19 protein-coding genes and 1 riboswitch are annotated in these 19,628 nt (G+C 73.0%); of the genes, 8 read left to right on the top strand and 11 right to left on the bottom strand.

All coding sequences use genetic code 11. From position 1 onward, the window contains the following. The first annotated feature begins 229 nt into the window (after positions 1-229). On the top strand, positions 230-2,254 hold the full coding sequence (locus AQJ11_RS26175; RefSeq protein WP_059264586.1) for a CASTOR/POLLUX-related putative ion channel: 2,025 nt from the start codon (positions 230-232) through the stop codon (positions 2,252-2,254). A gap of 23 nt (positions 2,255-2,277) precedes the next feature. Here the strand turns inward: AQJ11_RS26175 and AQJ11_RS26170 are convergent, their stop codons facing one another. Continuing rightward, positions 2,278-3,411: a glycosyltransferase 87 family protein gene (locus AQJ11_RS26170; RefSeq protein WP_059264585.1), complete on the bottom strand. Its 1,134-nt coding sequence runs from the start codon at positions 3,409-3,411 to the stop codon at positions 2,278-2,280. Positions 3,412-3,444: 33 nt separating this feature from the next. Continuing rightward, positions 3,445-3,627, bottom strand: a complete 183-nt coding sequence (locus tag AQJ11_RS26165; protein ID WP_014673405.1) for a hypothetical protein — start codon at positions 3,625-3,627, stop codon at positions 3,445-3,447. Positions 3,628-3,982: 355 nt separating this feature from the next. Here AQJ11_RS26165 and AQJ11_RS26160 point away from each other — a divergent pair, with 355 nt between their 5' ends. Beyond that, a complete protein-coding gene (locus AQJ11_RS26160; protein WP_014673406.1) occupies positions 3,983-6,037 on the top strand; it encodes a HelD family protein in 2,055 nt (684 codons plus the stop codon). Positions 6,038-6,342: 305 nt separating this feature from the next. Here AQJ11_RS26160 and AQJ11_RS26155 read toward each other — a convergent pair whose 3' ends face one another. Then, complete coding sequence (locus tag AQJ11_RS26155) at positions 6,343-7,041, bottom strand: copper homeostasis protein CutC (RefSeq protein WP_059264584.1); 699 nt, start codon at positions 7,039-7,041, stop codon at positions 6,343-6,345. 71 nt (positions 7,042-7,112) lie between these two features. Continuing rightward, complete coding sequence (locus AQJ11_RS26150) at positions 7,113-7,781, bottom strand: maleylpyruvate isomerase family mycothiol-dependent enzyme (RefSeq protein WP_208616616.1); 669 nt, start codon at positions 7,779-7,781, stop codon at positions 7,113-7,115. A 90-nt stretch (positions 7,782-7,871) separates the two neighbouring features. On the opposite strand from AQJ11_RS26150, the gene AQJ11_RS26145 reads away from it, so the two are divergent. Beyond that, entirely contained in the window at positions 7,872-8,516 is a 645-nt protein-coding gene (locus AQJ11_RS26145; RefSeq protein ID WP_058083894.1) for an HD domain-containing protein, read from the top strand. 35 nt (positions 8,517-8,551) lie between these two features. Further along, positions 8,552-9,643 (top strand): GNAT family N-acetyltransferase, encoded by a 1,092-nt coding sequence (locus tag AQJ11_RS26140; RefSeq protein ID WP_208616625.1) that lies wholly within the window; start codon positions 8,552-8,554, stop codon positions 9,641-9,643. On the opposite strand, the gene AQJ11_RS26135 is transcribed toward AQJ11_RS26140, so the two are convergent. Next, a complete protein-coding gene (locus tag AQJ11_RS26135; RefSeq protein WP_014673411.1) occupies positions 9,625-9,900 on the bottom strand; it encodes a DUF4031 domain-containing protein in 276 nt (91 codons plus the stop codon). The two genes, AQJ11_RS26140 and AQJ11_RS26135, sit on opposite strands and share 19 nt — an antisense overlap. A 7-nt stretch (positions 9,901-9,907) precedes the next feature. Next, a complete protein-coding gene (locus tag AQJ11_RS26130) occupies positions 9,908-10,291 on the bottom strand; it encodes a hypothetical protein (RefSeq protein WP_014673412.1) in 384 nt (127 codons plus the stop codon). Positions 10,292-10,347: 56 nt separating this feature from the next. On the opposite strand from AQJ11_RS26130, the gene AQJ11_RS26125 reads away from it, so the two are divergent. From AQJ11_RS26125 to AQJ11_RS26115, 3 genes are all read left to right on the top strand, one after another. Continuing rightward, positions 10,348-11,253, top strand: coding sequence for a MurR/RpiR family transcriptional regulator (locus tag AQJ11_RS26125; RefSeq protein ID WP_014673413.1), 906 nt, complete (start codon positions 10,348-10,350; stop codon positions 11,251-11,253). 67 nt (positions 11,254-11,320) lie between these two features. After that, the gene (gene murQ, locus AQJ11_RS26120; RefSeq protein ID WP_059264581.1) at positions 11,321-12,244 is read left to right on the top strand and encodes an N-acetylmuramic acid 6-phosphate etherase; all 924 of its coding nucleotides are present in this window, start codon (positions 11,321-11,323) and stop codon (positions 12,242-12,244) included. 48 nt (positions 12,245-12,292) lie between these two features. Further along, entirely contained in the window at positions 12,293-12,865 is a 573-nt protein-coding gene (locus tag AQJ11_RS26115; protein WP_014673415.1) for a hypothetical protein, read from the top strand. Positions 12,866-12,892: 27 nt separating this feature from the next. Here AQJ11_RS26115 and AQJ11_RS26110 read toward each other — a convergent pair whose 3' ends face one another. The 5 genes from AQJ11_RS26110 to thrC all read right to left on the bottom strand — a co-directional run bounded on the left by AQJ11_RS26110 (position 12,893) and on the right by thrC (position 18,386). Then, positions 12,893-14,020 (bottom strand): NADH:flavin oxidoreductase, encoded by a 1,128-nt coding sequence (locus tag AQJ11_RS26110; RefSeq protein WP_014673416.1) that lies wholly within the window; start codon positions 14,018-14,020, stop codon positions 12,893-12,895. A gap of 235 nt (positions 14,021-14,255) precedes the next feature. Next, positions 14,256-15,878: a chaperonin GroEL gene (gene groL, locus AQJ11_RS26105; protein WP_014673417.1), complete on the bottom strand. Its 1,623-nt coding sequence runs from the start codon at positions 15,876-15,878 to the stop codon at positions 14,256-14,258. A 299-nt stretch (positions 15,879-16,177) separates the two neighbouring features. Then, entirely contained in the window at positions 16,178-16,381 is a 204-nt protein-coding gene (locus AQJ11_RS26100) for a cold-shock protein (protein WP_004986573.1), read from the bottom strand. A gap of 449 nt (positions 16,382-16,830) precedes the next feature. Next, positions 16,831-17,106: a MoaD/ThiS family protein gene (locus tag AQJ11_RS26095; RefSeq protein WP_059264580.1), complete on the bottom strand. Its 276-nt coding sequence runs from the start codon at positions 17,104-17,106 to the stop codon at positions 16,831-16,833. Then, positions 17,103-18,386, bottom strand: a complete 1,284-nt coding sequence (thrC, locus tag AQJ11_RS26090) for a threonine synthase (protein ID WP_014673419.1) — start codon at positions 18,384-18,386, stop codon at positions 17,103-17,105. Before thrC ends, AQJ11_RS26095 begins: the two co-directional genes overlap by 4 nt. A 17-nt stretch (positions 18,387-18,403) precedes the next feature. Continuing rightward, a riboswitch (SAM riboswitch) is annotated at positions 18,404-18,543 on the bottom strand. 127 nt (positions 18,544-18,670) lie between these two features. Between thrC and AQJ11_RS26085 the strand changes: the two genes are divergently transcribed. Next, complete coding sequence (locus AQJ11_RS26085; RefSeq protein ID WP_014673420.1) at positions 18,671-19,615, top strand: glucosyl-3-phosphoglycerate synthase; 945 nt, start codon at positions 18,671-18,673, stop codon at positions 19,613-19,615. Positions 19,616-19,628 lie beyond the last annotated feature (13 nt).

Raw genomic sequence — 19,628 nt, 5'->3', positions numbered from 1 at the left:
CGAACTTCTACTGGTCCGCCGGGCCGGTGCGCCCAGGGTCGCGGCGAATTGCCACGGACGAGGGAAAGCCGCCGTTCAAACCGGTGGGACGGGGGTGCGCGGAGGCACGCCGGGGTGGTCCGGCCGCACCCGATTACGGCGAAGGGATGAATCGCGTGCCGTGCCGCGCGTCGTCGGCGCCGGGTCAGGACACTGCCCCCTACAGGCCCGTGTGCGGAGGGGGAACAAGGTGGAGCAGCGGCGTCCCGGGGTGGGTGCCCGAGCGCGGTACTGGTTCGACACGACCCTGGCGCGCGGGACCTCGGCCCTGGTCGGCTGGCTGGTGGCGGTCTGCCTGGCCCTCGTCGTCCCCGCGAGCGCGGTGCTGGTGTGGACGGCTCCGCACGCCCCCGCCGGCCTCTCCGGGAAACTGGCGCAGGTCTGGCACCTGACCGGGGAGACGCTGCGGCTGGGCGGCACCACCGGCACCCCGTTGCGGGTACTGCTGTCGGTGCTGCTGGCCCTCGTCGCCCTGGTGTACGTCTCGACCCTCGTCGGGCTCATCACGACCGGGCTGACCGAGCGGCTCATCGCCCTGCGGCGCGGACGCTCCACGCTGGTGGAGCACGGCCACGTGGTGGTCCTGGGCTGGTCCGAGCAGGTGTTCACGGTGGTGGGCGAACTGGTCGCCGCGGGCGCCAACCAGCGGGGCTCGGCCGTGGCCGTCCTCGCCGACCGGGACAAGACGGCCATGGAGGAGGCCCTGTACAGCAAGGTGGGCCCCACCGGCCGGACCCGGCTGGTCTGCCGCAGCGGTCCGTCGGCCGATCCGGCCGTGCTGGCGCTGACCAGCCCGGCCACGGCCGACGCGGTGATCGTGCTGCCGCCCGACGACGCGCGCGGCGACGCGGACGTGGTCAAGACCCTGCTGGCGCTGCGGGCGACGGCGTCCGGGGACGACGCCACCGCGCCCGTCGTGGCCGCGGTCCGGGACAGCGGCTACCTGCCGGCCGCCCGGCTGGCCGCGGGCGAGCACGGCATCGTCGTGGAGAGCGACACGGTCACCGCCCGGCTCATCGCCCAGGCCGCGCGCCGCCCGGGGCTGTCCCTCGTCCACCGCGAACTCCTCGACTTCGCCGGGGACGAGTTCTATCCGGCCTCACACCCGTCGCTGGTCGGCCGGGACTTCGGTGACGTGCTGCTCCGCTACGGCAACGCGTGCGCGGTCGGGCTGATCCGCGACGGTGTGCCGTGGCTGAACCCTCCGGCGGGGACGGTGATCGGGCCGGACGACCGGATCCTCGTCATCGCCGCCGACGACGACACCGCCGAACTCGCCGACTGCGCGCGGTTCGTCGAGGAGCCGCTCATGGCGGACCCCCGGCCGCGGGACACGCGGCCGGAGCGGGTGCTGGTGCTGGGCTGGAACCGCCGGGCGCCGCTCATCCTGCGGGAGTGGGGCCGCAACGCACCGTCCGGCTCCGTCGCCGACGTGGTGGCGGACGAGGACGGGGCGACCGTGCGGACGGCGTGCGACACCGGCGACACCGGCTGGAGGTGCGTGCACCGCAGGGGCGACACCACCCGGCCGGAGACGCTGTACGGCCTGGACATCGCCTCCTACGACAGCGTCATCGTGCTCGGCCGGGAGCCACGGCCCGGCGAGTCGCCGGAGGAGCCGGACAACCGCACGCTCGTCACCCTGCTCCTGCTGCGCCACCTCGAACAGCGGATCGGCCGGGAACTGCCGGTGGTCACCGAACTGACCGACGACGGCAACCGGCCCCTCGCACCGCTCGGCCCCGGAGCCGACGTGATCATCAGCGGCAAGCTGGTCGGGCTGCTGATGGCGCAGATCTCCCAGAACCGCCACCTGGCGGCGGTGTTCGACGAGTTGTTCTCGGCCGGCGGCACCCAGGTCCATCTGCGGTCGGCCGCCGACTACGTCCACTCCGGCCGGGAGGCGTCCTTCGCCACGGTCGTCGCCGCGGCGCGCGACCGGGGCGAGTGCGCCATCGGGTACCGCAGCCACGCCGACGCCGCCCGCGCCCCCGGCTACGGGCTGCGCGTCAATCCGCCCAAGGCCGAACGCCGGCGCTGGACCACCGGTGACGAGGTCGTCGTCATCGCCGGCACCGGCACCGGCCGCGCGAGCGCGAGCGGGCGCGTCCCGCGGAGCCGCGACGCGCGGGACGAACGGCAGGACGGTGCCGGTGACGGCCGGCTCGGGGGAGACTCCCGCGCGGGGGACGGCGCGGACCCGCCGACGGGGTGACGCCGGAGCGGTGTCCGGCTTCCTCACCGGGGACCTGAGACGGGGGCCGGTGCGCAGCGGCGGCCGGTCGCGCCGTCGTAGGAGACCAGCAGCCCCAGCGCCAGGAGGGGGTACGCGCCCGCCAACGGCTGCTGCCACCAGGGCAGTTCCAGGTCGCGGGCGCCCTCGTGGGGCACCAGCCACATCGTGCGGGCGGTGAAGACCAGGGCCACCAGGACGGCCGTGCGGGTGCGGCCCTCCGCCAGCAGCACGGCGAGCAGCGGTACGCACCACACCCAGTGGTGGGTCCAGCTGATCGGGCAGACCAGCAGGGCCGTGCACGCGGTCAGCAGGACGCCGTGGCTCTCCCGGCGGGCGCGCGCGGCCAGCCCCAGGCCCAGCACGGCGACCACCGCCGCCGGGAGCGCCCAGGCCAGACCCGGCGCGGGGTCGCCCAGCGCCCGGGCGACCAGCCCGCGCAGGGACTGGTTGTCCACGATCCACGCCTGGCCCACCCGGCCGGTCTCGTACAGCCGCCGGGTCCAGAAGTCCGCGCTCGCCGAGGGCAGCAGGACGGCACCGAGCGCGACCGTCCCCGCGAAGGCCGTCCCCGCCGTCGCCGCCTCCCGCACCCGGCCGCGCACGAGCAGGTACGCCAGGAACACGGCCGGGGTGAGCTTGACGCCGGCCGCCATCCCGAGGGCCAGGCCCTTGGCGCGGGCGCCGGCCGGGCGGGTCAGGTCCCACAGGACGAGGCAGGCGAGGGCCAGGTTGATCTGCCCGAACAGGAGCGTCTGGAAGACCGGTTCCAGCCACAGGGCGAGGGCCGTGGCCGTGCAGAGCGGCGCCGGGGGCAGGGGCCGGGAGGCCAGGCGGGCGGAGAGGGCGACCAGGGTGGCGAGCAGCAGCGCGTTGCCCGCGAGGAAGAGCGCCTTCAGGACCGGGACCGGGAGCCAGACCGCGGGGACGAACAGGATCGCCGCGAAGGGCGGATAGGTCGCCGGGAGGTGCCACTCGGTGACCGTGAAGCCGTACAGGTCGGTGCCGTGGGCCACGGCCGCGCCCTCGGCCCGGTAGACGAGGAGGTCGGCCATGGGTGCGCCGCGCAGGACGCACAGGGTGACGAAGGCGGCGAGGGAGAGGGCGAGGAGGAGCAGGGCAGGGCAGGAGGGCGTCAACGTCCGTTTCCGCACGGACGCGACCCTATGCCGTCACTTGCGGTGTATGCCCGCTTCCTCGCCGTACTCGCCGAGGATCGCGACGCTGAAGGCGGCCTCCAGGAACACCTTCACGGCACGCAGGGCGTTGCCCAGCAGGTGGTGGTGGGGGCCGTCGACGGCGGTGGCGCCGGACGGGGGGCGGACGGGTGCGGGTGTGATGCTTGCTGCGCTCATGTCTCCATGGTGGAACCGCGGACCCCTCGTCCGCATCGGTCCGCGGGTCCCATCCCGCACGGCCCCGCGTAGATCTCCGGGTGGACACCACCCCTGGACCTGAGGCCCCCCGTCCCCTAGGGGGCGGGGGTGCGGGGGGACTCGCCGGCGGCTGACCCCGGCGGGCGCCGGGGCTCGCCGGCGGGCACCGGGACGCGCCGGCGGGCGCGCCGGGCCGTAAATCCATTGGCCCCCACCCCGCCCGCTCACCTAAAATCTCCGCTCTTGCCCGCCTCCCCCACGGAGTGCCGTCGCCCGGCCGGAAACCGGGCGGCATCGTCGTAGCCCACGCAGCAGGCCCACCGGAGGCACCCCCTTGTCCACGCCCGCCCACGACCCGCTCGACGACCCCCTCGCCCGAGAGCGCTCCCACCTCGCCGCGTCCCGTGCCGCCCTGCGCGCCATGCGCGAGGACGTGGAGGCACTCGACATCAGCGACGTCACCGCCAACTGGGTCAACGCCGCGGTGCTCTCCCGCCAGATCGACGACCGCATCAAGGCACTGGCCGACCTCAGCGACACCCCGCTGTTCTTCGGCCGGCTCGACTACCTGCACGCCCCGGGCGCCGAGCAGGCCGAAGGCGCCGGGGGCGAGCGGTTCTACATCGGGCGGCGGCACGTCCACGACGCCGACGGCGACCCGATGGTCATCGACTGGCGCGCACCGGTCTCGCAGCCGTTCTACCGGGCGTCCAAGAAGGACCCCATGGACATCGGGCTGCGCCGCCGCTTCGGGTACACCGGCGGCGACCTGACCGCCTACGAGGACGAGCACCTCTCCGACCCGGCCGAAACCGCCACCACCAGCAAGCTGCTCCAGCAGGAGATCGAGCGGCCCCGCGTCGGCCCGATGCGGGACATCGTCGCCACCATCCAGCCCGAGCAGGACGAGATCGTCCGCAGCGGGCTCGGCGGCACGGTGTGCGTGCAGGGGGGTCCGGGCACCGGGAAGACCGCCGTCGGCCTGCACCGGGTCGCGTACCTGCTCTACGCCCACCGGGAGCGGCTGGCCCGCACCGGCACGCTGGTCATCGGGCCGAACCGGTCCTTCCTGCACTACATCGAGCAGGTCCTGCCGGCGCTCGGCGAGTTGAGCGTGCGGCAGGCGACCGTGGACGACCTGGTCGCGCAGGTGGAGGTGCGCGGCACGGACGACGCCGCCGCCGCGATCGTCAAGGGCGACGCCCGGATGGCCGAGGTCCTGCGGCGCGCCCTGTACTCCCATGTGACCGTGCCCACCGAGCCGGTGGTGGTGGTGCGCGGCTCGCGGCGCTGGCGGGTGCCGGCGTACGAACTGGAGGAGATCGTCCGGGAGTTGCTGGACCGGGACATCCGCTACGGCGCCGCCCGCGAGGCCCTGCCGCAGCGCATCGCGCACGCGGTGCTGGTGCAGATGGAGCGGGCCGGGGAGGCCCCGGACGACCGGGTGCAGGACGCGGTCGCCCGCAACAGCGCGGTGAAGGCGGCCGTGAAGGCGGTCTGGCCGGCCGTCGACCCGGCCAAGCTGGTGCTGCGGCTGCTCACCGACGCGGAGTTCCTCGCCGAGCACGCGGACGGGCTCCTGGACGAGGACGAGCAGAAGACGATCCTGTGGGCCAGGCCGGTGCGCAGTGTGAAGGCGGCCAAGTGGTCCCCGGCGGACGCCGTGCTGATCGACGAGGCGACCGACCTGGTCCAGCGCACACACTCGCTCGGCCATGTCGTCCTGGACGAGGCGCAGGACCTCTCCCCCATGCAGTACCGGGCCGTCGGCCGCCGCTGCACCACCGGCAGCGCGACCGTGCTGGGCGACCTCGCGCAGGGGACGACCCCGTGGGCGACCCGGAGTTGGGCCGAGGCGCTGGCCCACCTGGGCAAGCCGGACGGGGCCGTCGAGGAGCTGACGGCCGGTTTCCGCGTGCCGACGGACGTCATCGCGTACGCCTCCCGGCTGCTGCCGCACATCGCGCCCGGCCTCACCCCGGTCGCCTCCGTCCGGGAGAACCCCGGCTTCTTCGAGGTCCGTACGGCCACGGAGGCGGCCGACGTCGTCGCCGCGTGCGCGGAACTGCTGCGCAACGAGGGCTCGACCGGCCTGATCGCCGCCGACGCCCGCGTCCCGGCGCTGGCCGAGGCCCTGACGGCGGCCGGCATCTCCTACCTGGCCCCCGGTGAGGAGACCACCCGCGAGACCCGGCTGACCCTGGTCCCCGCCTCGCTCGCCAAGGGTCTGGAGTACGACTACGTGGTCCTGGACGAGCCGCGGGCCGTGGTGGACGGCGAGCCGGACGAACGCACGGGCCTGCGGCGCCTGTACGTGGCGCTGACCCGCGCGGTGTCGGGCCTGATCGTGACGCACACGGCACCCCTGCCGCCGCAGCTCGCCGAGTAACGAGCAGGAGGCCGCGCCGCCGCCCCGCCCGCACCCCACGCGGGCCGGGCCCCGCCGCGAGCACCGTGCACCACGAGCCGACCGCGCCCGCCGAGACCGGCCCCCGCACGCGAACAGACCCGTCGCCGTGCAGGCCGCGCCCCACTGGCCGGACGCCCACCGAGCGCACCCCGTACGGGACAGGCGGCGTCACCGTCCAGTCCCGTGCGGCACCGGGCGACCGCAGCCGCCGAAACCGCGCCCCGCGCGCGAACAAGGCCCGTGCGCCACCGGGAGGACGACCACCCAGCGCACCCCGTACCGGACTACGCGGCGTCGCCGTCCAGGGCCGTGCGCCACTGGGCGACCGCAGTCGCCGAGACCGGGCCCCGCCAGCCGTCGGGGCGGGCCGCGCCGCCGATGTGGAACGCCTTGATCCCGCCCGCGCGGAGCCGCGTGACATGGTCGAGGCGCAGTCCGCCGCCGACCATGATCTGCTGCTCGTACCCGGGCTCGCCGTCGTGTGCCGCTTCGGCGAGCAGCGTGGGCAGGCCGTCGTCCACGCCCGCGGCGGAGCCGGCGGTGAGGTAGGTGTCCAGACCCGGCAGGTCGGCGAGCTGCTTGCGCAGGGCGTTTCGGTCGGCGGCCCGGTCGATCGCCCGGTGGAAGGTCCAGCGGCAGCCGTCGAGCGCGTCGACGACCCGCTCCACCGCGCCCAGGTCGACCCCGCCGTCCGTGGCGAGGAACCCGAGCACGAACTGGTCGGCGCCGGCCTGCCGCAGCGCGTCGGCCACGCCGATCAGCCGGTCCAGGTCTCCGGCCGCGAAGCCGTCCGCGAGGCGGAGCATGACGCGCAGGTCGATGTCGACGGCGGCGCGGATCGCGGCGACGGTGGCGGGCGCGGGGGTGAGCCCGTCGGCCGCCATCTCGGTGACCAGCTCCAGTCGGTCCGCGCCCCCGGCCTGGGCGGCGACCGCGTCCTCGACGTCGAGGGCGATCACCTCCAGGACTGCACGCTTGCTCATGGCACCCCATTCGTCGGCGCTACAGGTCTAGTCCAATCTGGTCCAAGACTACGCCTGCCGGGGGACGCCCTTCACCCGAAGATGTTCAGCTCCTCCTCCCGGGCCCCCGCCAGCTCGTAGGACGCCCCGTTCAGCGGCCGTCCCGCGTACAGCCGTACGAGCGTGGCCGCGTCGCCGATGTACCGGGCGGGCGGGCCGCCCGCGGCCACCGCGCCGAACCGCAGCGGCTCGTCGAGGTCGTCCAGGTCGGCGTGGAGCGGCACGTGCTCCTTCTGCCGGGTGATCCGCGCCAGCAGCGTCAGCGCGTCGGGCAGCCCGGCCCCGGCGTACGCCCCCGGCGCCCCCAGCACCTCGCGCACATCCCCGGCGTGCACCCACTCACCGAGCGCGATCATGTCCAGCGAACCGTCCGTCCCGGCGATCACCGCTGCGGCCTCCGTCATCCCGCGCTCCAGCTCGTCCACGATCCGCGCGTTCGTCCAGCCGGCCCGCTCGGCGATGTCCCGCTCGTTCGACTCCGGCGAGAACACGCCGGCCCCGAACCGGTTCTCCACCACTCGCGTCAGCGCGGCGGAGCAGTGCGCCAGCACGTCCCGCACCGTCCAGCCCGGACACCCGGCGGACGGCAGCGCGAAGTCGGCGTCGGGCCGCGCCCGCAGCAGCGGTACGAGGGCGTCGCGCTCGGCGGCCAGCAGCCGCCCGGGGAGCTCGGGGTCGCGTACTTCCTGCGTCTCGGTCATGGAGTTCACGCTAGGGGCGGCGGGGGTGGCCGTCACGCGGGAAACGGACGGGCAGCCCGCCCAGCACCACCACCCGACAGAATGGGGTACATGGCCGACCTCGACGCCCTGCGCCTCCGTTTCGCCCGCGCCCTGGAAGCAGCCCGCGCCCCCGGCGGCGGTCCCGACCCCGCCCCCTACGCCGACACCCTGCTCGCCCGCTGGCAGGAGCCGCAGCGCCGCTACCACACGGTGGCCCACCTCACCGCCGTGCTCGACCACGTCGACGTGCTGGAGGAGTACGCCACCGACCCGGACGTGGTCCGCCTCGCCGCCTGGTTCCACGACGCCGTCTACCTCCCCGAACGGTCCGAGAACGAGGAGCGGTCCGCGCGGCTGGCCGAACGCGCCCTGCCCGAGGCCGGGGTGCCGGAGGCGAAGACGGCCGAGGTGGCCCGGCTGGTCCGGCTCACCGTCACCCACGACCCGGCCGACGACGACCGCGACGGACAGGTGCTGTGCGACGCCGACCTCGCGATCCTGGCCGCGCCCCCGTCGGCGTACGCCGTCTACACCGCCGAGGTCCGCGAGGAGTACCACTTCGTACCGGGCGACGCCTTCCGCGAGGGCCGTTCGGCGATCCTGCGCCAACTCCTCGCCCTGCCCCGGCTGTACCGCACCCCGTACGGGCAGGAGCACTGGGAGGCCACCGCCCGCTACAACCTCACGTCCGAGCTGGAAATGCTGTCGACCTGAGGACGCCGCCGCCGTACTGTGCGCGCATGCGGACGATGAGCGGGGATCAGGTGGAGGCGGCCGTCGCGAGCTGCGCGGCGACTCTGCGCACGGCGCTGGACCGGGACTGGGACGCGGTCGGCGCGGCCGGTCTGGAGTGGAGTTGCCGCACCACGGCCTTCCACATCGCCGAGGACTTCGCCGCCTACGCCAGCCGCCTCGCCGGCCGCGCCCAGGACCGCCTCCCGCTGCGCATCACCCTCCCCGAGGGCACCGACAACGCCGGCCTGCTCCAGGTGATCGAGGCCACCGGCGCCCTGCTGGCCGCCGCCGTCCGCACCACCCCGCCCGGCGTCCGCGCCTTCCACCCCGTCCACTTCGGCAGCGCCGACCGCGAGGGCTTCGCCGCGATGGGCGTCGCCGAGGCCCTGCTGCACACCCATGACATCGCCCGGGGCCTCGGCCTGCCCTACGAACCGCCCGCCGAGCTCGCCGAGTCCGTCCTGACCTGGCTCTTCCCGCACGTCCAGCCCGGCCCCGCGCCCTGGCCGACGCTGCTGTGGGCGACAGGCCGCGGCGAGCTGCCCGGCCGCGCCCCGGTCACCGACTGGACCTGGTACAACAACCTCGTCCTGCCGGCCGGACGCGTCACCCTCACCGGCATCCGCCCGGCCGCCGCCCGCGATCTGGCCCTCGGCGGCGACGGCGGCTTCGACTGGCTGGACGACGGCCCGTACGAGGGCACCCGAGAGGCCTGCTCCCACCTGCTGAAGGCGTACGAAGCCGGCGTGCACCGCCCGGAGTTCGGGGTCTTCGCCCTCGTGCGCTGCGAGGACGGCCGGGCGGTGGGCGGCATGGGCTTCCACGGCGCCCCGGACGACGAGCGCCGGGTGGAGATCGGCTACGACCTGGTCGAGAGCGCCCGCGGCCACGGCTACGCGACCGAGGCGCTGCGCGCGCTCACCGAGTGGGCGCTGGCCCGGGACGACGTCGACACGGTCATCGCCACGATCGAACCGGCCAACCTGCCCTCCCAACGGGTGGTGAGCCGGGCGGGCTTCACCCGCGCGACCGTGGAGGAGGAGCGCACGGCCCACGACGAGGACGCCACGGAGACCGGGCTGCGGCTCTACGTCCGCCGGGCCTGACGCCCCTTGCGCCTGCGCAGCCCGGCCACGCACAGCAGGCGGACCACCTCACGGCTGCTGACCTGCACCGCACCCGCCGCCACCGCGTCCGCGTAGCGGTGGGACGGGACGTCGTAGTGGTCGCTGTCGAAGGCCCGGCGGGGCATGCCCAGGCCCTCGGCGAACAGGTGGAGTTCGTCGTAGGAGACATCGCTGACCAGGTGCGACCACATGCGCCCGTGGCCGGGCCAGGTCGGCGGGTCGATGTAGAGGGTCACCGGCGCCTCATGAGGACGGCGTCCCGCGCAGGGCCGGTCCCAGCGAGCCCACCGACGCGACCCGCACGCCGGCCTTGTGGCACACCCAGTGCGGATCGGGGCCCAGTTCCGGCTCCACGTCCAGCGCGTGCGGGTCGCCGGAGCCGCAGACCGGGCACAGCGGCCAGCGGCCGTACCGCTCCAGCAGCGCGTCCTGCACGTCCTGGGCGACCAGCCCGGCCACGAAGGCCGCGCCGTCCGGCCACTGCTCGACCCACCAGCGGCGCTGGGCGATGGAGTCCTCCACCAGCGAGACGACGTCGGCCTCCGCGACCTCTCCCGCGACGAGATCCGCGAGCACGCGGGCGCGGGCCGCGTGCAATGACTGCTCCAGGGGGCTGATGGGGTCCATGCCCCCCATTGTGCGCACTCTTGACCGCGACACCGAACCGAAAATATCTTTCAGGTGTGACCCAGGACGTGAAGGAAATTTTCGGCAGCCCGGGCGGATCGCTCGCCGCCAAGGTGCGCACGCTCGCCCCGTCCATGACCCGGTCCATGCAGCGCGTCGCCGAGGCCGTCGCCGGTGACCCGGCCGGCTGCGCCGCCCTCACGGTCACCGGCCTCGCCGAACTCACCGGCACCAGCGAGGCGACGGTCGTCCGCACCGCCCGGCTGCTCGGCTACCCGGGCTACCGCGACCTGCGGCTCGCCCTCGCCGGGCTCGCCGCCCAGCAGCAGTCCGGGCGCGCACCCGCGATCACGACGGACATCGCGGTGGACGACCCCATCGCCGACGTCGTCACCAAGCTCGCCTACGAGGAGCAGCAGACCCTCGCCGACACCGCCGCCGGACTCGACACCGTCCAGCTCGGCGCGGCGGTCACCGCGCTGGCCGCCGCCCGGCGCACCGACGTGTACGGCATCGGGGCGTCCGGGCTCGTCGCCCAGGACCTCACCCAGAAGCTGCTGCGGATAGGGCTCATAGCCCACGCGCACAGCGACCCGCATCTCGCGGTGACCAACGCGGTGCAGCTCCGTTCGGGTGACGTGGCCCTCGCGATCACGCACTCCGGGTCGACGGGGGACGTCATCGAACCGCTCCGGGTGGCCTTCGAACGCGGGGCGACGACGGTGGCCATCACCGGGCGGCCCAACTCGCCGGTCACGCAGTACGCCGACCTCGTGCTGACGACGTCGACGTCACGGGAGACGGAGCTGCGGCCCGCCGCGATGTCCTCCCGGACGAGTCAGCTGCTGGTGGTGGACTGCCTGTTCGTGGGAGTGGCCCAGCGGACGTACGAGACGGCGGCGCCCGCGCTGGCCGCCTCCTACGAGGCGTTGGCACACCGGCACCGGAGCGGTTCGCGCTAGGGGGTAGGAAGGAACCGGCAGAAGGTTCACCACCCCCCTCACCCGTCACCGGAGAGAGCCGCCCCCTATGACCTCTCACGACCTGCGCGACCAGCTGGCCTCGTTGACCACCGAGGCCTTCCGTCCGGAACTCGCCGAGATCGACCGGTTGCCCACCCTCGACATCGCCCGGCTGATGAACGGCGAGGACGCGGGCGTGCCCGCCGCCGTGGCGACGCAGCTGCCGCGGATCGCCGCCGCCGTCGACGCGGTCGCCGCGCGCATGAGCCGGGGCGGACGGCTCGTCTACGCCGGTGCCGGGACCGCCGGCCGGCTGGGCGTGCTGGACGCCTCCGAGTGCCCGCCCACCTTCAACACCGACCCCGAGCGGGTCGTCGGCCTGATCGCGGGCGGTCCCGCGGCCATGGTCACCTCGGTCGAGGGCGCCGAGGACTCCGAGGAGCTGGCCCGCCGGGACCTGGACGCGCTCAAGCTCACCCCGGACGACACCGTGGTCGGCGTCTCGGCCTCCGGCCGCACCCCGTACGCGGTCGGCGCCGTCGAGCACGCCCGGGCGCTCGGCGCGCTGACCATCGGCCTGGCCTGCAACGAAGGCAGCGTGCTGGCCGCCGCCGCCGAGCACGGCATCGAGGTCGTCACGGGCCCGGAGCTGATCACCGGCTCCACCCGGCTGAAGGCGGGCACGGCCCAGAAGCTGGTGCTGAACATGCTCTCGACGATCACGATGATCCGGCTCGGCAAGACGTACGGGAACCTGATGGTCGACGTGCGCGCCTCCAACGACAAGCTCCGGGCCCGCTCGCACCGGATCGTCTCCCTGGCCACGGGCGCGAGCGACACCGACATCGAGAAGGCCCTCACCCAGACCGGCGGCGAGGTGAAGCACGCGATCCTGGCCCTCCTCGCCGGCGTCGACGGCCCGACGGCGGGCCGCCTGCTCCAGGAGTCCGGCGGCCATCTGCGCACGGCGCTGACCCACGCGGCGCGCTGACGGACCGCGCGGTCAGGGCACCATGGAGGGGAGGAGGCACCCACCGACATGAACCACGCCCAGCTCACCGCCCTCGGACGGGCTCTCCGGCTGCTCGGGGAGCACGGGGAGGCCCTGACCGCCGACACGCCGGACGCCCGGCTGCACGAGATCAAGGACGACCTGCGGCGGGCCCTGGACCTGCTGGACGACACCGTGACCACCGCCGCGCCCGCCACCCGCTGCCCGGAGCACCCGCAGGGACCGGTGGACGAGAGCGCGCCCGACCTGTGCCTGCTGTGCGAGACCCGGCGCCGGGCCGCCCGGCGGTCGGAGTTCCAGGGCGGCAGGCCCCGGCCGGGCGAGCCGGTCCCCACCGCCCCCTCCCGGTACGGCGTGCGCGGTGACCGGCCGCAGGCGCAGCAGCGGTGGCTGCCGGAGCTGTGGAACGGCCAGGAGTGGCAGCTGTGCGGGACGCCCCGGCGGGACCGGCGCGAGGCGGAGGCGTACCTCGCCGCCCAGCGGCGCGGCTCCCGGCCCGCCATGGCCTACCGCCTCGTGCACGAGTTCACCGACTACGAGGTGCTGCGGGTGTGGGGGACGCCGGTACGGGTCGACATCGAGCCGATGGGCAACCTGTAGCGGCCGGCGCCCCCGGGGGAACGCCGGTCAGCTCAGGGTCTTCACGGCCGCCGCGTCGTACGGCTTCAGCTCGTCGAACCGGCCGGAGAGCACCTTGGCCGCCCACTCGGGGTCCTGGAGCAGCGCGCGGCCGATGGCCACCAGGTCGAACTCGTCGGCCTCCAGGCGGTCCAGGAGGTTGTCGATGCCCTTGACCGGGGAGCCCTCGCCCTGGAAGGCGTTGATGAAGTCGCCGTCGAGGCCCACCGAGCCGACGGAGATGACGGGCTTGCCGGTGAGCTTCTTCGTCCAGCCGGCCAGGTTCAGGTCGGAGCCGTCGAACTCGGGCAGCCAGTAGCGGCGGGTGGAGGCGTGGAAGACGTCGACGCCGGCCGCCGCGAGCGGGGTGAGGATGGCCTCCAGCTCCTCGGGGGTCTCGGCGAGCCGGGCGGTGTAGTCCTGCTGCTTCCACTGCGAGTAGCGGAAGAGGACCGGGAAGTCCGGCGACACCGCCGCGCGCACGGCGGCGACGATCTCGGCGGAGAACCTGGTGCGGGCCACCGGGTCGCCGCCGTACGCGTCGGTGCGGCGGTTGGTGCCCGCCCACAGGAACTGGTCGAGCAGGTAGCCGTGGGCGCCGTGGAGCTCCACGCCGTCGAAGCCGATGCGCTCGGCGGCGGCAGCGGCCTCGGCGAACGCGGCGATGACGTCGTCGATGTCCGCCTGCGTCATCGCCTTGCCGGTGGGCTCGGCGCCGGCGGTCTCCAGGCCGGAGGGGCCGACGGGGGGCGCGTCCGGGAAGGGGGCGTCGCCCTGCTTGCGGACCATGCCGATGTGCCACAGCTGCGGGACGATGGTGCCGCCGGCCGCGTGCACGTCCTCGGCGACCTTGGCCCAGCCGGCGAGCTGCTCCTCGCCGTGGAAGCGCGGGACGCGGTCGCTCTGGCCGGCCGACGGGTGGCCCACGTAGGTGCCCTCGGTGACGATGAGGCCGACGCCGGCGGCGGCCCGGCGGGCGTAGTACGAGCGCACGTCCTCGCCCGGGACACCGCCCGGCGAGAACATGCGGGTCATGGGCGCCATCACGATCCGGTTCGGAACGGTGAGGCCGTTCAGCGTGATCGGGCGGGACAGGACGCGGGCCGCGCGGGAGGCGGGGGGCGTGGTGACGGTCACGTGGGGGGCTCCTCGTGAGTGGACGGGGTGAACCGGCTGGTATGTGCGTACGCATCGTTGCAGCCTCTTAAGTAAACACCTGCCCGGCGGCCCGCCTTCCGGCCCGGTCCGGATCCCCTCACGTGATACCGGTCACTCTCCTCCCGCCCCGCGAACGCCCGAGGGCGGCACCTCCAGCCAGAAGCTGGGGGTGCCGCCCTCGGTCCGCAGGACAGGCGATCAACCGTCAGGTCGATCAGAAGTCCATGTCACCGCCCGGCATGCCGCCGCCGGCCGGGGCCGCGGCCTTCTCCGGCTTGTCGGCGATGACGGCCTCGGTGGTGAGGAACAGCGCGGCGATGGAGGCGGCGTTCTGCAGCGCGGAACGGGTCACCTTCGCCGGGTCGATGATGCCCTCGGCGACCAGGTCGACGTACTCGCCGGTCGCGGCGTTCAGGCCGTGACCCGGGGTCAGGTTGCGCACCTTCTCCACCACGACGCCGCCCTCAAGGCCGGCGTTGACGGCGATCTGCTTCAGCGGGGCCTCCAGGGCGATGCGCACGGCGTTGGCGCCGGTCGCCTCGTCACCCTCCAGCTCCAGCTTCTCGAAGACCTGGGAGGCCTGGAGCAGGGCCACGCCACCACCGGCGACGATGCCCTCCTCGACGGCCGCCTTCGCGTTGCGGACGGCGTCCTCGATGCGGTGCTTGCGCTCCTTGAGCTCCACCTCGGTGGCGGCACCGGCCTTGATGACCGCGACACCGCCGGCGAGCTTCGCCAGGCGCTCCTGGAGCTTCTCGCGGTCGTAGTCCGAGTCGCTGTTCTCGATCTCGGCGCGGATCTGGTTCACACGGCCGTTGACCTGCTCGGAGGAGCCGGCACCGTCGACGATGGTGGTCTCGTCCTTGGTGATGACGACCTTGCGGGCGCGGCCCAGGAGGTCCAGGGTCGCGTTCTCCAGCTTGAGGCCGACCTCCTCGGAGATGACCTCGCCGCCCGTGAGGATGGCGATGTCGCCGAGCATGGCCTTGCGGCGGTCACCGAAGCCGGGGGCCTTGACGGCGACGGACTTGAAGGTGCCGCGGATCTTGTTGACGACCAGGGTCGACAGGGCCTCGCCCTCGACGTCCTCGGCGATGATCAGCAGCGGCTTGCCCGACTGCATGACCTTCTCCAGCAGCGGGAGCAGGTCCTTGACCGAGGAGATCTTGGAGTTGGCGATGAGGATGTACGGGTCCTCCAGCACCGCCTCCATGCGCTCCATGTCGGTCGCGAAGTAGGCGGAGATGTAGCCCTTGTCGAAGCGCATGCCCTCGGTGAGCTCCAGCTCAAGACCGAAGGTGTTGGACTCCTCGACGGTGATGACGCCTTCCTTGCCGACCTTGTCCATGGCCTCGGCGATCAGCTCGCCGATCTGGGTGTCGGCGGCGGAGATGGACGCGGTGGAGGCGATCTGCTCCTTGGTCTCGACGTCCTTCGCCTGCTCCAGCAGGGCGGCGGAGACGGCCTCGACGGCCTTCTCGATACCGCGCTTCAGAGCCATCGGGTTGGCGCCGGCGGCGACGTTGCGCAGGCCTTCCTTGACCAGGGCCTGGGCGAGCACGGTCGCGGTGGTCGTACCGTCACCGGCGACGTCGTCCGTCTTCTTGGCGACTTCCTTGACCAGCTCGGCGCCGATCTTCTCGTACGGGTCCTCCAGCTCGATCTCCTTGGCGATGGACACACCATCGTTGGTGATCGTGGGGGCGCCCCACTTCTTCTCAAGGACGACGTTGCGGCCCTTGGGGCCGAGGGTGACCTTGACGGCGTCGGCGAGCTGGTTCATACCGCGCTCAAGGCCGCGCCGCGCCTCCTCGTCGAACGCGATGATCTTGGCCATGTGAAGTGGTCCCTCCAGGACTGGGGGTGATTCCTTCGGACCGCGCCCGCGCCCGCGACGGACGGCTCGCCGGTCCCGTGGTCCCTTGCACCACATGACCCGCGGGCCTCACCGACCCGGTCCTTCGTTGTCACTCTCACCTTCAGAGTGCTAACGCCAATGATTAGCACTCGGCATGGTCGAGTGCAAGCGCCTGGGCGGGTGGGAGGCTCCCGTCAGCCGCACGCGAACAGCGGAACCGGGGCACGGCGAAGGGCCCGCACCCTCTGCGAGGTGCGGGCCCTTCGGACAAGAAACGTTCAGGCGGTGACGCGAACCATGTCGGCCTGCGGACCCTTCTGGCCCTGCGAGATCTCGAACTCGACCCGCTGGCCCTCTTCCAGGGTGCGGTAGCCGTCCATCTGAATCGCGCTGTAGTGGACGAAGACGTCCGCACCACCGTCGACCGCGATGAAGCCGTACCCCTTCTCCGCGTTGAACCACTTGACGGTGCCCTGAGCCATGCCTAACTCCCCTATTACTGGCCCTTGCACAGATCCACACTTCGCGGACCCGGGTCAGACCTCACCCCCCAACTGGTCGGGGGCGTGCGCCGGAACGCGTCGACCGCGGCTGAATGTATCTGTCCAACTGCCGTCTGCAACAGGTCAATCGGACGAGAATTCTGGACGTGAGCGGTCCGGAATCTGGCGAGAATTCATCCGAATTCAGGGCAAGTCGGGCCCCATAAAAGCCACAAAAGCCGCAGACAACCCGCACACTTTGGCTACTTCTTGTCGGGCGGGCGGCATGAAATCCAGGGCCCGCGACCCGGAGACCGGGGCCGTGTTCCCCAACTCTACCGCGCTCAATCACACAGAATTGCCCCCTCCGCTTCTCTCACGGAGGGGGCAATCGGGCGAACAGCCGGTAACCGCGGTTACCGAAGGTAATGAGCGGGCCGATCCGCGGCTCAGCCGCCGGCGACCGCCGGGATGATCGAGACGCCGGCGCCCTCCGGGGTCACCGTGTCCAGACCCTGCTCAAAACGGACGTCGTCGTCGTTGACGTACACGTTCACGAACCGGCGCAGCTTGCCCTGGTCGTCCAGCACGCGCGCGGCGATGCCCGTGTGGTTCTTCTCCAGGTCGGCGATGACCTCGCCGAGCGTCGTCCCCTCGGCGGCGACCTCGGCCCGCCCGCCGGTGTAGGTGCGCAGGATGGTGGGGATGCGAACGGTCACGCTCATGCGAGGCCAGCCTCTCGGAAGGAGTCCAGGGTCGGGCGGATGGTGGCGGTGAGGCCGGTGCCGGCCACCGCGTCCAGGGTCTTCAGGCCGTCGCCGGTGTTGAGGACGACCGTGGTCTTCGCCGGGTCCAGCACGCCCGCCTCCAGCAGCTTGCGGGTGACGCCGACGGTCACGCCGCCGGCGGTCTCCGCGAAGATGCCCTCGGTCCGCGCGAGCAGCTTGATCGCGTCCACGACCTCCTCGTCCGTCACGTCCTCCACGGCACCGCCGGTGCGGCGCGCGATGTCCAGGACGTACGGCCCGTCGGCCGGGTTGCCGATGGCCAGGGACTTGGCGATGGTGTTCGGCTTCTGGGGCCGTACGACGTCGTGGCCGGCCTTGAAGGCGGTGGAGACCGGGGAGCAGCCCTCGGCCTGGGCGCCGAAGATCTTGTACGGCCTGTCCTCGACCAGACCGAGCTTGATCAGCTCCTGGAGCCCCTTGTCGATCTTCGTGAGCTGGGAACCGGAGGCGATCGGGACCACGATCTGGTCCGGCAGCCGCCAGCCGAGCTGCTCGCAGATCTCGTACGCCAGGGTCTTGGAGCCCTCCGCGTAGTACGGCCGCAGGTTGACGTTGACGAAGCCCCAGCCCTCGCCGGCCGGGTCGCCGATCAGCTCGGAGCAGAAGCGGTTCACGTCGTCGTAGTTGCCCTCGATGCCGACGAGTTCACCGCCGTAGACCGCGGCCATCACGATCTTGCCCTGCTCCAGGTCGTGCGGGATGAACACGCAGGAGCGGAAGCCGGCGCGGGCGGCGGCGGCGCCGACGGCGCCGGCCAGGTTGCCGGTCGAGGAGCACGACAGGGTGGTGAAGCCGAAGGCGCGGGCGGCCTCCAGGGCCTGGGCCACGACCCGGTCCTTGAAGGAGTGGGTCGGGTTGCCGGAGTCGTCCTTCACGTACAGACCGCCGGTCACGCCCAGCTCGCGGGCCAGGTTGTCGGCCTGGACGAGCTTGGTCCAGCCCGGGTTGATGTTCGGCTTGCCGGCGACGTCCGCCGGTACCGGCAGCAGGGGCGCGTAGCGCCAGATGTTCGCGGGGCCCGCCTCGATGCGGCGGCGCAGTTCCTCGGTGTCGTAGCCGGAGAAGTCGTAGGCGATCTCCAGCGGGCCGAAGCACTCCTCGCAGGCGAAGACCGGGCCGAGCGGCACCCGGTGACCGCACTCGCGACAGCTCAGGGCCGCGGCGGGGCCGAGGTCGACGGTGGATTCGCTGGTGGTGGCAACTGTCTGCACAGCCATGGAGGCGAGGCCCTTTCTCCTCATCTTCCTCACGACGCATCTCGCCGTGAGACGGAATTGGCACCTTCCCTGGCCGTGAGCCTCGCGCGAACGAGTCCGGTCAGGGGGGTTGCCGGGGCTTCACCGGGCCGTGTCCCTCTGCCCCTCTGGATGAGCGGTATGCGGTTGTAGAACGCACCCGACCCCCGACATGCGATGGTCATCGGCGTTGTTCAAGACTGTAACCGACGGCCGGGACAGTTGAGATAGTCGTCCGAACCGCGAGACACGAGGAGCCACAGACTGTGCTGGAAGAAGTCGAGCGCTGGCTGACCGCCCGGTCCTGGTCCGTGGCCGATCGCCCGCTGCACCAGATCCTCGCCGCCAAGCAGCGCACGGGCCAGAGCATCAGCGTCGTGCTGCCCGCGCTCAACGAGGAGGAGACCGTCGGCGACATCGTCGGGGTCATCCGCCACGACCTCGTGGAGCAGGTGCCGCTCGTCGACGAGATCGTGGTCGTCGACTCGGGCTCCACCGACCGCACCTCCGAGGTCGCCGCGCGCGCGGGCGCCCGGGTCGTCCACCGGGACGCCATCCTGCCGCGCGTCCCGGCCGTCCCCGGCAAGGGCGAGGTGCTGTGGCGGTCGCTGCTGGTGACCGGCGGGGACATCGTCTGCTTCATCGACGCGGACCTCAGGGAGTTCTCCTCCGACTTCGTCTCCGGGATCGTCGGCCCGCTGCTCACCGACCCGGACGTCGACCTGGTCAAGGCGATGTACGACCGTCCGCTCGGCGGCAGTGCCGGGCAGGGCGGCCGGGTCACCGAACTCATGGCCCGTCCGCTGCTGAACATGCACTGGCCGCAGCTGGCCGGGTTCGTGCAGCCGCTGGGCGGCGAGTACGCGGCCCGCCGCACGCTGCTGGAACAGCTGCCGTTCCCCGTGGGCTACGGCGTGGAGCTGGGCATGCTGGTGGACGCGCTGCACCTGGTGGGCCTGGACGCGCTGGCCCAGGTCGACGTGGGCGTGCGCAGGCACCGGCACCAGGACGGGCAGGCGCTCGGCCGGATGGCCGCCGCGATCTACCGCACCGCCCAGCTCCGGCTCGCCCGCGGCCATCTGGTCCGGCCCGCGCTGACCCAGTTCGAGCGGGGGGAGGCCGGGTTCGAGCCGCGCACCTACTCGGTGGACACCGAGGAACGGCCGCCCATGGTGGAGATCGCGGAGTACGCCGAACGGAAGGTGGCCTGAACGGGCCGTATAC

It is taken from the genome of Streptomyces corchorusii, from assembly GCF_001514055.1.
GTDB classification, from domain to species: domain Bacteria; phylum Actinomycetota; class Actinomycetes; order Streptomycetales; family Streptomycetaceae; genus Streptomyces; species Streptomyces olivaceoviridis.
Note: the sequence above shows the minus strand (reverse complement) of the source record. Positions and strands in the feature narration are given on the sequence as shown.

Excerpts from the sequence above, each read along its gene's own strand:
- AQJ11_RS26165 (WP_014673405.1), bottom strand. The coding sequence starts at position 3,627 with ATGAGCGCAGCAAGCATCACACCCGCACCCGTCCGCCCCCCGTCCGGC.
- AQJ11_RS26155 (WP_059264584.1), bottom strand. The coding sequence starts at position 7,041 with ATGAGCAAGCGTGCAGTCCTGGAGGTGATCGCCCTCGACGTCGAGGAC.
- AQJ11_RS26150 (WP_208616616.1), bottom strand. The coding sequence starts at position 7,781 with ATGACCGAGACGCAGGAAGTACGCGACCCCGAGCTCCCCGGGCGGCTG.
- AQJ11_RS26145 (WP_058083894.1), top strand. The coding sequence starts at position 7,872 with ATGGCCGACCTCGACGCCCTGCGCCTCCGTTTCGCCCGCGCCCTGGAA.
- AQJ11_RS26140 (WP_208616625.1), top strand. The coding sequence starts at position 8,552 with ATGAGCGGGGATCAGGTGGAGGCGGCCGTCGCGAGCTGCGCGGCGACT.
- AQJ11_RS26130 (WP_014673412.1), bottom strand. The coding sequence starts at position 10,291 with ATGGACCCCATCAGCCCCCTGGAGCAGTCATTGCACGCGGCCCGCGCC.
- murQ (WP_059264581.1), top strand. The coding sequence starts at position 11,321 with ATGACCTCTCACGACCTGCGCGACCAGCTGGCCTCGTTGACCACCGAG.
- AQJ11_RS26115 (WP_014673415.1), top strand. The coding sequence starts at position 12,293 with ATGAACCACGCCCAGCTCACCGCCCTCGGACGGGCTCTCCGGCTGCTC.
- groL (WP_014673417.1), bottom strand. The coding sequence starts at position 15,878 with ATGGCCAAGATCATCGCGTTCGACGAGGAGGCGCGGCGCGGCCTTGAG.
- AQJ11_RS26100 (WP_004986573.1), bottom strand. The coding sequence starts at position 16,381 with ATGGCTCAGGGCACCGTCAAGTGGTTCAACGCGGAGAAGGGGTACGGC.
- AQJ11_RS26095 (WP_059264580.1), bottom strand. The coding sequence starts at position 17,106 with ATGAGCGTGACCGTTCGCATCCCCACCATCCTGCGCACCTACACCGGC.
- thrC (WP_014673419.1), bottom strand. The coding sequence starts at position 18,386 with ATGGCTGTGCAGACAGTTGCCACCACCAGCGAATCCACCGTCGACCTC.